General features: G+C 44.9%; 17 protein-coding genes and 1 tRNA gene. 13 read left to right on the top strand and 5 right to left on the bottom strand.

The window, feature by feature from the left end; genetic code table 11:
* Positions 1 to 644 precede the first annotated feature (644 nt).
* The 10 genes from NY07_RS06220 to NY07_RS06180 all read left to right on the top strand — a co-directional run bounded on the left by NY07_RS06220 (position 645) and on the right by NY07_RS06180 (position 6,341).
* Positions 645 to 1,922: a tyrosine-type recombinase/integrase gene (locus NY07_RS06220; protein ID WP_052125524.1), complete on the top strand. Its 1,278-nt coding sequence runs from the start codon at positions 645 to 647 to the stop codon at positions 1,920 to 1,922.
* Between the two features lies 1 nt (position 1,923).
* Positions 1,924 to 2,538, top strand: coding sequence for a hypothetical protein (locus NY07_RS06215; RefSeq protein ID WP_033538490.1), 615 nt, complete (start codon positions 1,924 to 1,926; stop codon positions 2,536 to 2,538).
* Positions 2,539 to 2,658: 120 nt separating this feature from the next.
* Positions 2,659 to 2,865, top strand: a complete 207-nt coding sequence (locus NY07_RS06210) for a helix-turn-helix domain-containing protein (RefSeq protein ID WP_033538489.1) — start codon at positions 2,659 to 2,661, stop codon at positions 2,863 to 2,865.
* 128 nt (positions 2,866 to 2,993) lie between these two features.
* The gene (locus NY07_RS06205) at positions 2,994 to 3,395 is read left to right on the top strand and encodes a hypothetical protein (RefSeq protein ID WP_033538488.1); all 402 of its coding nucleotides are present in this window, start codon (positions 2,994 to 2,996) and stop codon (positions 3,393 to 3,395) included.
* Between the two features lie 163 nt (positions 3,396 to 3,558).
* Entirely contained in the window at positions 3,559 to 4,215 is a 657-nt protein-coding gene (locus NY07_RS06200; protein WP_161783154.1) for a YagK/YfjJ domain-containing protein, read from the top strand.
* Positions 4,216 to 4,653: 438 nt separating this feature from the next.
* Complete coding sequence (locus tag NY07_RS06195) at positions 4,654 to 5,313, top strand: hypothetical protein (RefSeq protein WP_033538487.1); 660 nt, start codon at positions 4,654 to 4,656, stop codon at positions 5,311 to 5,313.
* Between the two features lie 20 nt (positions 5,314 to 5,333).
* Positions 5,334 to 5,627 (top strand): hypothetical protein, encoded by a 294-nt coding sequence (locus tag NY07_RS06190; protein WP_033538486.1) that lies wholly within the window; start codon positions 5,334 to 5,336, stop codon positions 5,625 to 5,627.
* Complete coding sequence (locus tag NY07_RS06185) at positions 5,614 to 5,868, top strand: hypothetical protein (protein WP_033538485.1); 255 nt, start codon at positions 5,614 to 5,616, stop codon at positions 5,866 to 5,868. Before NY07_RS06190 ends, NY07_RS06185 begins: the two co-directional genes overlap by 14 nt.
* A 3-nt stretch (positions 5,869 to 5,871) precedes the next feature.
* Positions 5,872 to 6,045 (top strand): hypothetical protein, encoded by a 174-nt coding sequence (locus NY07_RS19515; protein ID WP_161783153.1) that lies wholly within the window; start codon positions 5,872 to 5,874, stop codon positions 6,043 to 6,045.
* A gap of 8 nt (positions 6,046 to 6,053) precedes the next feature.
* The gene (locus tag NY07_RS06180; RefSeq protein WP_033538484.1) at positions 6,054 to 6,341 is read left to right on the top strand and encodes a hypothetical protein; all 288 of its coding nucleotides are present in this window, start codon (positions 6,054 to 6,056) and stop codon (positions 6,339 to 6,341) included.
* 163 nt (positions 6,342 to 6,504) lie between these two features.
* Here NY07_RS06180 and NY07_RS06175 read toward each other — a convergent pair.
* Together NY07_RS06175 and NY07_RS06170 are read right to left on the bottom strand one after the other, a co-directional pair.
* Positions 6,505 to 6,580, bottom strand: a tRNA-Arg gene (locus NY07_RS06175).
* Between the two features lie 77 nt (positions 6,581 to 6,657).
* On the bottom strand, positions 6,658 to 7,806 hold the full coding sequence (locus NY07_RS06170) for a flagellar assembly protein FlgT (RefSeq protein WP_033538483.1): 1,149 nt from the start codon (positions 7,804 to 7,806) through the stop codon (positions 6,658 to 6,660).
* 360 nt (positions 7,807 to 8,166) lie between these two features.
* On the opposite strand from NY07_RS06170, the gene NY07_RS06165 reads away from it, so the two are divergent.
* Both NY07_RS06165 and NY07_RS06160 read left to right on the top strand, forming a co-directional pair.
* Positions 8,167 to 8,790 (top strand): FlgO family outer membrane protein, encoded by a 624-nt coding sequence (locus NY07_RS06165; RefSeq protein ID WP_033538482.1) that lies wholly within the window; start codon positions 8,167 to 8,169, stop codon positions 8,788 to 8,790.
* Positions 8,787 to 9,233: an LPP20 family lipoprotein gene (locus NY07_RS06160; protein ID WP_033538481.1), complete on the top strand. Its 447-nt coding sequence runs from the start codon at positions 8,787 to 8,789 to the stop codon at positions 9,231 to 9,233. The genes NY07_RS06165 and NY07_RS06160 overlap by 4 nt, the downstream gene beginning before the upstream one ends.
* Before the next feature lie 127 nt (positions 9,234 to 9,360).
* On the opposite strand, the gene NY07_RS06155 is transcribed toward NY07_RS06160, so the two are convergent.
* From NY07_RS06155 to flgA, 3 genes are all read right to left on the bottom strand, one after another.
* A complete protein-coding gene (locus tag NY07_RS06155; RefSeq protein WP_033538480.1) occupies positions 9,361 to 9,786 on the bottom strand; it encodes a flagella synthesis protein FlgN in 426 nt (141 codons plus the stop codon).
* A gap of 6 nt (positions 9,787 to 9,792) precedes the next feature.
* Entirely contained in the window at positions 9,793 to 10,116 is a 324-nt protein-coding gene (gene flgM / locus NY07_RS06150; protein WP_033538479.1) for a flagellar biosynthesis anti-sigma factor FlgM, read from the bottom strand.
* A 120-nt stretch (positions 10,117 to 10,236) separates the two neighbouring features.
* A complete protein-coding gene (flgA, locus tag NY07_RS06145) occupies positions 10,237 to 10,944 on the bottom strand; it encodes a flagellar basal body P-ring formation chaperone FlgA (protein WP_033538478.1) in 708 nt (235 codons plus the stop codon).
* 208 nt (positions 10,945 to 11,152) lie between these two features.
* Here flgA and NY07_RS06140 point away from each other — a divergent pair, with 208 nt between their 5' ends.
* Positions 11,153 to 12,073, top strand: coding sequence for a chemotaxis protein CheV (locus tag NY07_RS06140; protein ID WP_033538477.1), 921 nt, complete (start codon positions 11,153 to 11,155; stop codon positions 12,071 to 12,073).
* Positions 12,074 to 12,209 lie beyond the last annotated feature (136 nt).

The raw sequence follows: 12,209 nt of genomic DNA, 5'->3' as shown, positions 1-12,209 counted from the left end.
TGGTTAACGGGCGCTATTATACGGTTTGCCGGGGACAAGGGAAACGGCGCCTAGGATAAATTTACCCGAGGCGCCTAAATATTCCTTAGGGCTTTATTTGTTTGAGATAATTGAGCGCTGCTTGATTATTCTCATCCAACATCAGTACGTTTCTAATGGGCGAATCAAGATTGAAACCGATTGTGATTCTCGCTCAAAGGCTAGGCAAGGCATCCAATTGATATACAGATACTCGTTGGGGAAGGATACATTCGATTAAGACGACAACCGAGGTAAGTGCTATTAACGCTAATAGTTTGATTTTGGCCGGCTACGAAAGCGGCATCGAGAGCTGTTATAGAAACTTGTTGGAGGCTTTTGATGTCGGGCCAACGCTGGCTGATGATGTTGAGATTGGCATTAAAAAGCTCAGTCATTGACACTGTCCCTTGAAGTCATGCTTCATATTATAGGTAAGTTCACTAACTGGTCTCCCCACAGGGGATAAGCCAATCTAATAGACCTACCTTAACGAATCTTAATAAACCCATATACAGCAAGACTTTAAGCGGGTTTTGATGATAAGCTGACCTTAACAAATCTATACGAATATAGCTATAAATTTACCTCTCTGGTGGTTTATAGGTGGTTTATGGGTGGCTTAAATGGAACGGTTTAAATTTACGAAGTCAAAGCTTCAAACCCTTGCTGGAAAAGGGATTTCGGCTTGGTATGCCGATTCAGAGGTTAAAGGATTATGCTTTCAAACGACTTCAAAAGGTGGTTTATTTTTCAAGTTGATTAAGAAGTTTGAGGGAAAGAAACTTACTATCAGCCTTGGCAATTTCAACTCGATGACCATTGAGCAAGCCCGTAAAGCCGCATTAGATAACCTTGAGCAATTAAGGCAAGGCATAAACCCCAACGCAGAAAAGGCAGCGAAGAAAGCCCGCAGGTTGAACAGCTTCACTTATGCAGATCTGTTTGCCGTCTATAAGGCTGACTTTCAAATCAGGATCAAGGCTGGCGAGCGCAGACCTAAATCACTAGAAGATGCTGAATCAATGTTTAAGCTTCACGCGCAGCCATTATTCAAAAGCAAAGACGTTCGCGATCTCACTAATGATGATGCTCGGAAAATTATTGCTGACCTTAAAACAGCCAAGAGTGCAGCAGTTAGCAATAAGTGCCTTACTCAAATCAAATCAGTTTTTAGCTACGCAAAAAGAGAAGGTCTAATTTCTGATAATCATTTTGCAGTTGCTAAGAAGTTTGCAGAGCAGCCGCGAGAGCGAGTATTAACCGAAGAAGAGGAAGGTAGATTGTTGTCGGCGCTTGATGAAGAACCGCAGATCTATAAAGACATTGTATTAATCGCTCTGATGACAGGGCAGCGTAAAAGCTGCGTATTATCTTTGCGGTGGGAAGAAATAGACCCGCAGCAAAGAATTTGGACGATACCAGCAAGCAAGGCTAAATCTAAAAAAGGCTTAGTTGTGCCACTTATTCCCTCAGCAATGGAAATCTTAAATCGAAGAAGCCAAGAGGCTGAGCAAGGCGAGGTTTTTGTTTTCCCTAACAAGCGCAGCAAACTAGGTCATGTGGTCGAGAAAACGGGGCAAGGTTCATTCTGGAGGCGCGTAACAAAGCGTGCAGGTCTTTATTCAGACGACAAAGCGCAAAGACTAACCTTTCATGATTTAAGGCGTTCTACAGCCACCAGAATGGCTAGGGCGGGCATTGAATTGGCAATCATTCAGAAAGCCCTTGGTCATTCTTCAATAGCGATAACACAGCGCACCTACGCACACCATGATTTAAGTCAGGTTCGAGCAGGTCTTGAGCATATCAGGAATGAGCCACAATCAGCCTTAGACGCACTTAAAGAGCAGTTGAAGGCACTAACACCAGAACAACGAAAAGAACTGCTAGGAGGGCTTTAGGATGGAAAATGTAGACGGGATGAGTGAGCTTAATAAAATCATCAAACTTATTAAAGAGGGTATTTGCAACACAAAAGAAATCACCGAAGAAGAAAGGCTTGCTGAGTACCAAGCTTCAGATGCGGGTAAGGCACAATTAAATGCTGAAATTGATCTTCTTGAAAATTGCACTGATGACGAATTAAAGTTCTGCAACCGCCATATCGTAATGATGGGAATAGACCCTTCCCCTGCGTTTCTCAAAATAAAAAGTTGGATAGATAGCAATCAACCTAAAAACTACAAATATCCAGATGATCTTGATGGTAACGAGTTCATAGCAGTATTGCTAAAAGGGGCTTTTCTTGAAGGAAATGCATTCCCAAGCTTAAGAAATCATAAAGCCAACCATAGACCAACAGTAATAAATAATACTGAGAATTTAACTTTGCTAAAGCAAGTAAAAGAAACGAGCGTTTCAGAAGTAGCAAGAAAGCATGGCATTGGTCGCCAAGTGGTACAGAGCCGTCTTAAGCGGTTTGCTGAGACGTTAGGGGTAACTTACACAGAGCTCAAAGAACAAGACATAACAGTTACTTGTAATATGCTTTATTTTAAAGGAAAGAAGGCATTTTAAGTTAGTTAATTTTTATTGCATGCAACATAATTAGTAATAGTTTTGTTGCAGTTTTTAGTTTTTACAAAGTAGGTATTATTAGCTCTATCAAGTTGGGTAAATAACTAAGTGGAGCTATACATGACGCAATTAATTTCATTTCTGAATGATCGACTATCAAACAAAGAAGCCGCCAATTATTTAGGTGTAAAGCCTGAAACTATGGATGTTTGGCGCTCAACCTCACGTTACTCGATTCCATTTTGCAAAATCGGTAGAAAAGTTTTTTATCGCAAGTCTGATTTAGACGCCTTTATTGAATCCAGAACCCAAACCAAAACCGCTTAGGTTTATCCCTTGCAGGGAGAAAACTAGGTGATTAACCGCCTGATTTAAAAGTGGTTAGTTTGGTTGGTTCTAAAAAACACCACCTGTCGACCACCTTTTGACGGCAAATAAACCAAAGAGGAATGACGATGAGTAAACGATCTTATGGTGCATCGATGGTGTTAGATCGCCTTCTTAACGGGGAACGACTAACAGCAGCGCAAATCACTTTTTTAACTAACGGGGAGCAACAAAGCAGGGTGATGGATGAGCTAAGAAAAGCGTTTATCCCATGGGAGTGTGACCAATCGGCAAACGATACGGTGTGGTTTATTCCACCTTCTGAAATTGAGCGTTATCACAATTGCAGAGATGAGCAGATAGCAGACGAGAGGTCGCATTATTACGCCAAGAAAACACTAAGGCTTGATCGGATATTGAGGGAAGCTATCCAGTGGCGCGGCGCTAATTGGCTAATCAAGCGAATCAATGAGCAAGCGGCAAATGATCCAGTCTATGACCCAGAAAAGCAAAAGGAGCCTAAGCTGTAAGCTTAAACCCCTTTCATAAGATAATGGTTAGCGGATCAATCTTGGCGGAGCGACCGCTAGCCATGCCTCAAGGATAGCCTAGACATGCTCAATCATTCAAGCGTAAATGCGGCGTTTAGAAATTCACTGGTTTGTGACCCCTCGAAAAATAAGAAGGTTCAAAGTGGCTGGTATCTGGCGATTATCAAATCACTGGTTTGTGACCCGTTTAAATATTATCTATGGGGCATCAATGAAGTATGTTTGTAAGAAATCATCATTTAAATATGGCGATTGCATTATTGAGATCCCAAATGGCTCATTAGGTTGGTGTAGGGATATTATGTTTTCGGCGCTTAATCAAATTGAGGCGTTGCTATCGGTTACAAGTCGAGTGTTCATAATTCGATTCGATAGTCATGTATCTGGTTACTCGCAAGACAACGCGCAGATCTCAATATTCAGAAGGAGGTTAATAAAGTCTTTGAGAAGGCGTTATCCTGATTTGCTTTTCGGTTACATCTGGGTAAGAGAGCAGGAAAAAGCCAAGCAGCAGCATTACCATTTTGCATTCATTGTCGACGCTGAAAGGGTTCCTTCTGCAAGTGTGGTACTTGATGCAGCGATAAAGGCATGGGAAAGGCTGACAGGTATTCACCCACACGTACCTAAGCACCCGTATTACATTGTTAAGAGGGGAGATGAGCAGAGCTTTATAGAGGCGGCGGGGCGCATTAGCTACTTGGCAAAGTCTAGGGGGAAAGGTTACAGACCTGACCAAACCAAAGATTATGGAACAAGTAGGTTTAAGATGAAGGCTGCTAACGATTCTAGGTTTTAGTCGACTCAGGGATAAAACCAGCGTTTTAACAGTCTGTTTTTATTTGATTTATGTTTTAGTTGAATTTATAGACCACCCGTAGACCACCTCAGGGCGATTTTGTAAGGCTTAAATGCACAGAAACGCCCTCTTTAAATGCCCAGAAATGGGCGAAGCCTACCCCAAGCCTACCCCAAGCCTACACTAAGAAATCACTAAGATTTTCCCAATCAGCATTAACATCCGCCAAGCATAAAGGCGCGAGTATAGAAGCGCCTGTGTGTCACATAACGCATTAAGAAACCGCAAACACTTTTCGGACGCATTAAGCAAAATTGCCAGAGTCATGTCATTGGGTTACTTGCATACATATGTATAAATTACACAAATAAAGTGAATAAATACCCAGAAATGCTATAATTTAATGAGTGAATATTCATTATCAATGGGGTTATTTTTATGAAAAGCATTTCTGATTTAGTTGGTCAGGTAAAAATCGCTCAGCGATTAAACAACACACTGGCATTTAAAAACATCGAGCTAGCGGCATCGAACTATGAAAGCGTGATGAGTCGAGTTGGAACTGTCGACTGGGCAAAAGCTTCCGTGCAGGACAAAAAAGCTGTTCAGAAGAAGATTCAAAACGCCAATGAAAATGTTTTGCGTGAAATGAAGTCTGCGAGCAATAAGCTACTCAGCAAGCTTGCCAACCAGCAAGACAAATTCGAGCAGAATGCCAAGCCGACACACAGCGATTTAGCACTTGCAGGCATGCTGGCAGGTAAAGCACCAAATGAACTGTTTGAGATAGGGTGCAGTTCACGAAGCGCGGCGCGGTTACTGTTTGGAACTGATGCGGGTGTGTTTGGCGGCTTGAGTAAAGAGCAAATTCAAACATTGGCGAAGCATGCAGCCCCTGATGACTTTGCAGAAATCCAAGCTACTGAAGAGTCGATTAATACCTTGATTCGTTTGAAAGAGACACTTGACGGCGCTCACCTTGCCAATGAAATGGCGTTTTCAGTTAGCGACAATGATCGCAAGCTGGCAGGCATTCTTGATGATGAGCCAGAGCAGGAAGGAGAAGAGCCAGCAGAAGCAGCAGAGCAAGCCGAATAATTTAACGGGGGTTTTATTCTATGGCTGAGTTTCAAGAAGGCAATCAGAAAGGGCGGCGAGGTCGCCCCAAGGGCGCTTTAAACAAGCGTTCACTGTTACCCAAGGCACTGAGCAAGGAGGCTATCAAACAGCTTAAAAGCCGCGTTTTAGAAGGTGACATGGTAGCTATTAAGTTTGTGCTTGATCGGGTTTATCCGGCGCTGAAACCAATAACACCAGATGACAGTATCGACCACAAATTAATCGAGGCGCGGATCAAGGAGACGGCGGAGTTTGAGGAACGTCTGAGGGCTTTGGAAGATGCCAAGAAATAACCTAATCCATCGAATAGAGAGCCTGGAGAATCGTATCGGCTCGCTAGTTATCGGTATGACTGATGATTGGGAGTTCCCACGGACACCAGAAGATGAGTTTAACGAGAAGTTTTATCATCTGGTGCACACTGGGCAAATGAGCTGGCAAGAATACTGGGAGCTTGGCAAAAAACACGGATTACATACCGAGTTTGAAACCTATGCAGATTACCGCAAAGACTTGTTAGAAAACGGATGGTGAAGCATGAAAGCCAGTCTAGTTAAGCGATTAGAAGCCATTCAGGGCGAGAGTAAATTGGTTTATCCGTATCAATGCCAGTTCACTGACGAGGCCGATTACATAGCGTTTATGGACTCTCACAACCCCAATTTAGATTGGCGCGAGCATTATCGACCGTTAGATAGTTTTTACGAGTAGGGGAGCTTATGAAAACATGTGAGATCAGGCGACAACAACAAAGTGAGGAACTTGATTGCGTGATTGATTTTCTGGCTCGCGCGATTGCTGACAGCTATTACATACGCCCTAGGTGGTGGCTGGCTAAATACGGCGGACTATTGCATTGTGGTTATTTACCAGCACAACACGCCCACCTTTATAGCGATTACAAAGAGGTTTTGCGCGAAATGCAGAGCAAGGTTAAAGCCCATAAGTCAGACATTGGGTTAAAGCCAGATTTTGCAGTCAATATCAGGAACCCGTTCACCCAATAGCTATTTACTAACTTATCCGCAATCAGACACAAAAAAGCCCAGAGCTAAGACTGGGCTTACTTTTCACACGAATAAAACTTATGTTTCACGGGTGGTTTATAGGTGGTTTTTGATGATCAATGTTCGTGTAAGCTATTGTTATAAAATGATAAATCACACCTAATGGTCTCCCCACAGGGACTCGAACCCCGATCGATCGCTTAGGAGGCGACTGCTCTATCCTGTTGAGCTATAGGGAGACGCAAGTGATTATACTGTTTTTCATCACGATGAAAAGGCTTTAGATTTAGTTGCTTAATTAGTGCGCTAAACCAAGCTAGATTTTAATCGCGATGTCGTTAATTTGTATGTTGATGGCCCCATTGGCACCTTGCAACAATGCGGTAGCGCTTTCTTGGGTGACCTGTTCTATGGTTATTTTTGCGCGAGATTCGCTGGCAACGGCGCGCATATTATCCAGGCGGTCTGGTAGATTTTGCTGAAGTACCAATTGGAACTGATCACCGACTTTAACGCCATGGTTACGGCCCAGATTGATGATCACCCGGTTATCGACGCGTGAGACCACTTGACCCAATAAGGGACGGCAGTTGAGCACCTTGTCGATATCCTCACCGGCTTGGCTCAATAGGGTTTCGATATTCTTGCCATAGCTAGAGGCCCAGAAACGATTGCTTTGGGCCGGTACTGTGGCCTGGCGCTCAAATTCCCATGGCGCTGGAGCGTCATAGTACTCACTCCAGATTTGTTCGCCGCTGATACCATGGTAAAGAGATAGCCTTAGCTGAAATTGACGCTGAGGGTAGTTGTTCCACATTCCAAAAAGACCGCTTTCTTCAGGCTCTGTTGATATATCAAGAATTTCGGGTAGCAATATATATTGGCTGTCGGTGATCTCGCTGAGCCAGCTGGGGAGTCGGTAGCCACGAATGTCGATCAAAGACTGCTCAATATCGAGTCGCTCATTGGCATGAACATGGGCAAAGCTTGCTTTACCTTGACGATCTATAATGGTGCCAAGTTTTTCAGACAGCGCCTTTTCAAAGTTTCCCAAATTGCCATACCTTAATTGGGTTCGATCGGCGATTTGTGCCTGAGGCACTAAAATGGCGGCTTTAAGCTGTGGTTGACAGCTGGGGAGGTCATTGTTTTGCATCACGTCGACGCGCAGCTTCAGGGTCAGTTTGTCGCCTTGGATCTGCTCGCTGATCAGTTCGACCTGACCCTGTTGGCTCAGGGAAAGCTCGGCTTGAGTGAGTTGACCATTTTGGGTGCGCTGCACGCTGGTAAACTGGCCGCCAGAGCGTAATGTGACATAGCTTAGAGCCTGTGCAATGGCATCTTCGCGGGCCTTGGTAATATTGCCGTTGATGATTTTGGCTTCGCCCTCAGCCTCTAGCCATTGCGCCATCACATGAGTGTGAAAGCTGGCAAGTAACAGCAATATTAAGTGGAGTCGTTTCATTGTATCGTCTCAATTGAGCAGATTAATCCAGTACGGGGTGCCAAAATGCTGACAGTTTCGCACCCTTTTTCATGTTCCTGATTGATTGAATAAGCTCAAAGCAATATCCGTGCCTGAGTTTAACCTCTCTGTCGGAGAGGCTATGGCATTCGATAGTACCTAGGCTTATGACTACTTCATTATGGGTTAATCCTGTAATGAGCCAAAGTCGAGCAAGTCTTTGCGCGTAAGGAGAACATCCATAGGTTATGGCATATATATTGCTGCATAATTGCCAATAGGTTTGGCTGGCCGAATATATGACGCCGCCAAGTTGGTATATTGGTTCACGCCAATATCGAGAAACCATGGGACATCAAGATGCGAAACGCTTTGATAATATCTTCCCTCATGCTGGTAGCAGCCTGTGCGGCAAATGAGAGTGATACGCCGACTTTGCAGAGCGGCAATAGTTTGCCTGCCAGTTCGGCAGTGATTCATTTGACCCAGCAGCTGGCTAATGAGCTAGTGCGTCAAAACGATCAGCTGACGCCTAAGCAGCCCCTGTTGGTTGCGACACCTGTATTATTGGACAACCTCAAGACAACCAATGCACTGGGGTTACAGATACAGCAGGGATTGATTGCGGCCATGCACGACCATCAGTTTAATCTGGTGGATATTAACGTAGGTGAGAACCTGCGGGTGACTGAGCAGGGAGAGCTTATCTTGACCCGTGATTGGCGTCAGCTGCCGACGGATCTGCCCGTAGAGCATGTATTGGCCTCGACCATGAGCCTTAACCCCAATGGGGTGGTGATTAATAGTCGCATAGTGAATGTGACCAATAATCGCGTTGTTTCTGTGGCAGGGGCGAGTGTGGGTCAGTCAGAGCTGGCAGATTATCTTAGCCTGTCAGAAAAGGTGACTTCCCAAGGTGGTGTGCTTTTTCGTTACAGCGCCGAAGGGCAGGCTGATGTGCAGATTAAGGGGGTTAACCAATGAGAATCATGATAGTGGCATTGCTGCTTATGCTAGGTGGATGTGCCTCTCAAGATAGATATATCCAATGGGAAACCCAGGCGCCGGAGAGTTTTCCTAAATTAACCGCTATTGGTTATGCGCCGCTGGCGACCCAGCCAGCAAAAGAGGCCTCTCAACGGGTATTGATGGCAATGCAGGCGTCTAAGATAGCTGCCTACCGAGAGCTGGCCGAGCAGGTGTATGGCCAGCAGTTGTCAGCCTCGAGCAATGTAAAAGATTGGATGTTATCCGATGACAATATTCAGGCCTCGGTGAGCGGCGTCATTCGCGGCGCGAAGGTAGTGAAGAGTTATCCGGCCGGCGATCATTATGTCACTGAGCTTGAGCTTGATTTTCAGCAGGTTTGGGCCTTATACCAACAGCAGAATCGGCCGCAAACAGTGAAGGAAGTGACCTATTTTTAAGTGCGATAGGGAACTGAATTAGTCAACTACATCAGCCAAATAAAAAAGCCTCTTTAAAGAGGCTTTTTTATGTCTTCAGATTTACTATGAGCCGTGACTTTTTGGAAACCTGGCTTCAGAGCAATAACTAGGCTTTCAGGTTATTGCCAAGCGTCGAGATGGTCGAGGTCTTTCCCTTACCATCATAGGTCAGGCTGTTGGCGTTGCGACTTGCCTGTAGGGCCTGTGAGAATCGGTTGACACTGGCCATGCTGTGTTCGATAAGCGCGGCATTTTGCTCATTAAGCTGTTTACATTCGGCCAATGCCTGCTTGGCGTCGTCAACTAACGCAATAAGCGCAGGCTCTTGAGTGAGCCTGCCTAGTTCAGGATGCGCAGCTAATTCGATATCACCTAGTTTGATCTCATTTAACAACTCGGCTTTTTCATTAGCCAGACGCAACAGTTGATCGGCATCTTGCGCGATCAAGGCAGCTTTCTCTGACTCAATGGTTTGCTTCAAGTTGTCTAGCAATTTGTGTTGATTGGCGATGATATCGGTTATCTGCGTCATAACGTCTTAGTTAAGATCCTGGAGTTCCTTTTCAAACTGGGCAATATTGCTGGCCAGTTTATCGGCATCTATTTTATAGCGCCCCTCAGCGATGGCGGCTTTGATCTGCTCAACCTTTTTGATATCGATTTCAGGAATATCGTTTAATTTGGCCTGTGCACTCTGGAGCTGCTGCGCCTGAGAGGTGATAGAGACAGAGTCACCCTTTATTGTATTTGATTGAGTGCTAGCAGTCGTTGCTGAGTCTTTGCCCAGTGACGCTTTGCTTGAATTGGCGCTGCCAATTCGACTGTTAGTATTTGTATTTACGTGTTTTATATCTATAGGCATTTTGGGGTCCAACTTACATAAATGAGATCAACATACTTGTCTATCGGCACTCATGGTCAAAGCTTTAGCAATAAGTTTCAAAAAACAGTATAAATTTTTGCGTGTTAAAGGTCATCAAGATCACATCCTGACTTCCACTTCACCAATGCCTATAACGTGTGCATCAACGCTCTTGTGTGAGCGGCTGTTGCGTACTTGAATCCTGTCACCAAGGTTACCATCATTTAGCGCTTCGCCGTTGGTTTTTATCTCGAAATTTTCTGAACGCGCAAAAATTGCCACGCTATCGCCTTTGCAGACGAAACAGAGATTACTGCTAAAAAGAGGCTGGTTGATGGGGATTCTGCGTTTAACTCGGGTCCCGGCAACGCTTGCTGGATCATCAAATTGTTGGCCTCTGAGTTGGCTCTGCTCAACATAGTCGAGGCGGATCTGATCGGCTTCGATGAGCTCGCCCGGTCCCAATGTCTGGTTGGCGACAACCACGGGAAAAAGAATTTCGACCCGAACCGAAATGAATATCTGCCAGGGATAATCGAGCTCCGGGCTGCTGCAACTGATCTTGACAGTGTTGTTTTTACTGATGGCGCGATCGCTGGCAATCTCGGCCTTAGGCATACCCAGGCAGGCTGGCGGTGATAGCCTGGTGTCCAAGCTTTGTGGCGTGATGATCAGCTTGGCATCCTTGGGTAAGGTGATTTTTTCTTGCACCACTTCTGTTGCTAATCTTGCTATGGTCGAGACGGAGGGTACGCTGGCTGGCTCCGCTGCCATTGTCGGCAGAGAGGTGAGTAACAAAAACAGAAAATATGCAAAATTTACTTTCATATTGAATTGACTAGCTTGATTAGCCAGATTACACCTATACTTCGTTTGAAGGCTCAGACTTTGCCATTTTTTGTGAGAAATTAGAGTCATAAATTTGACAAAGTAGAGGTCTGGTTGTCATATAACTAGATAAAGCAATTACTATGCCTATACTCATACTTATCATGGGAACGGCTTCGCATTCACCCGACAACAGGGCAAAGGCATTATGTCGAGTATTCTTGAATCAGTTAATAAACGCACCCAACTTGTAGGACAAAATCGCTTAGAGCTGCTGCTGTTTAAGTTAAATGGGCGGCAAAGGTTTGGCATTAACGTATTTAAGGTGAAAGAAGTACTGCAGTGCCCGCCGTTAACCGCACTACCTAAGTTGAATCCTTTTGTGAGAGGCGTGGCCCATATACGTGGGCAAACCATTTCTGTGATTGATCTTAGCGCGGCAACAGGCGGCAAGCCGCTAGAGAATACCGAAGGTTGTTTCATTATTATCTCTGAGTACAACCGTAGCGTGCAGGGATTCTTGGTCAAGTCGGTCGAGCGTATCATTAATATGAACTGGGAAGCTATCATGCCGCCGCCACAAGGTGCGGGGCGTTATTCTTATCTCACGGCGGTTACCGAGATAGAAGGTGAGCTGGTGGAAATTTTAGATGTCGAGAAGATCCTTGATGAGATTTCGCCAGTGAAAACCCAGATCAGTCAGGAAGTGGATGCGCAGCTTACTATCGACAGAGATCGCCATTATCACATCATGGTGATTGATGATTCGGCGGTAGCGCGTAAGCAGATTATTCGCGCCCTCGAGTCCTTGAGCCTGCAGATAGATACCGCAAAAGATGGGCGTGAGGCTTTAGAAAAATTGGTGAGTGTCGCGGCGGAGATGGACAATGTCGCAACCGAAATTCCGCTAATCATCTCAGATATTGAGATGCCAGAGATGGATGGTTATACCCTGACGGCGGAGATTCGTGATAACCCTAAATTGAAAGATATTAAGGTTGTACTGCACACCTCGCTCAGCGGTGTATTCAATCAGGCGATGGTGGAGAAGGTGGGCGCTAATGATTTTATTGCGAAATTTAATCCTGATGAGTTAGCGGCTGCGGTTAACAAGCATCTTAGTTTGTAATTTGACCTAAGTCGGTCCTAAGCCTAAGTTTGATAAGTTTAAACTTGTATCAGTGACTTAGCTAATGTATAACGCTGAGCTCTGTCATGCTTGCTATAGTGTATGTTGTAGCCTGTTTTATTTTTTGATATTGGGA

This window comes from Shewanella sp. ECSMB14101 (assembly GCF_000773485.1).
Taxonomy (GTDB): domain Bacteria; phylum Pseudomonadota; class Gammaproteobacteria; order Enterobacterales; family Shewanellaceae; genus Shewanella; species Shewanella marisflavi.
Note: the sequence above shows the minus strand (reverse complement) of the source record. Positions and strands in the feature narration are given on the sequence as shown.

What these genes read in the sequence shown, in the direction of transcription:
- NY07_RS06220 (WP_052125524.1), top strand. Translation starts at nt 645, where the DNA reads ATGGAACGGTTTAAATTTACGAAGTCAAAGCTTCAAACCCTTGCTGGA.
- NY07_RS06215 (WP_033538490.1), top strand. Translation starts at nt 1,924, where the DNA reads ATGGAAAATGTAGACGGGATGAGTGAGCTTAATAAAATCATCAAACTT.
- NY07_RS06210 (WP_033538489.1), top strand. Translation starts at nt 2,659, where the DNA reads ATGACGCAATTAATTTCATTTCTGAATGATCGACTATCAAACAAAGAA.
- NY07_RS06205 (WP_033538488.1), top strand. Translation starts at nt 2,994, where the DNA reads ATGAGTAAACGATCTTATGGTGCATCGATGGTGTTAGATCGCCTTCTT.
- NY07_RS06195 (WP_033538487.1), top strand. Translation starts at nt 4,654, where the DNA reads ATGAAAAGCATTTCTGATTTAGTTGGTCAGGTAAAAATCGCTCAGCGA.
- NY07_RS06190 (WP_033538486.1), top strand. Translation starts at nt 5,334, where the DNA reads ATGGCTGAGTTTCAAGAAGGCAATCAGAAAGGGCGGCGAGGTCGCCCC.
- NY07_RS06185 (WP_033538485.1), top strand. Translation starts at nt 5,614, where the DNA reads ATGCCAAGAAATAACCTAATCCATCGAATAGAGAGCCTGGAGAATCGT.
- NY07_RS19515 (WP_161783153.1), top strand. Translation starts at nt 5,872, where the DNA reads ATGAAAGCCAGTCTAGTTAAGCGATTAGAAGCCATTCAGGGCGAGAGT.
- NY07_RS06180 (WP_033538484.1), top strand. Translation starts at nt 6,054, where the DNA reads ATGAAAACATGTGAGATCAGGCGACAACAACAAAGTGAGGAACTTGAT.
- NY07_RS06170 (WP_033538483.1), bottom strand. Translation starts at nt 7,806, where the DNA reads ATGAAACGACTCCACTTAATATTGCTGTTACTTGCCAGCTTTCACACT.
- NY07_RS06165 (WP_033538482.1), top strand. Translation starts at nt 8,167, where the DNA reads ATGCGAAACGCTTTGATAATATCTTCCCTCATGCTGGTAGCAGCCTGT.
- NY07_RS06160 (WP_033538481.1), top strand. Translation starts at nt 8,787, where the DNA reads ATGAGAATCATGATAGTGGCATTGCTGCTTATGCTAGGTGGATGTGCC.
- NY07_RS06155 (WP_033538480.1), bottom strand. Translation starts at nt 9,786, where the DNA reads ATGACGCAGATAACCGATATCATCGCCAATCAACACAAATTGCTAGAC.
- flgM (WP_033538479.1), bottom strand. Translation starts at nt 10,116, where the DNA reads ATGCCTATAGATATAAAACACGTAAATACAAATACTAACAGTCGAATT.
- flgA (WP_033538478.1), bottom strand. Translation starts at nt 10,944, where the DNA reads ATGAAAGTAAATTTTGCATATTTTCTGTTTTTGTTACTCACCTCTCTG.
- NY07_RS06140 (WP_033538477.1), top strand. Translation starts at nt 11,153, where the DNA reads ATGTCGAGTATTCTTGAATCAGTTAATAAACGCACCCAACTTGTAGGA.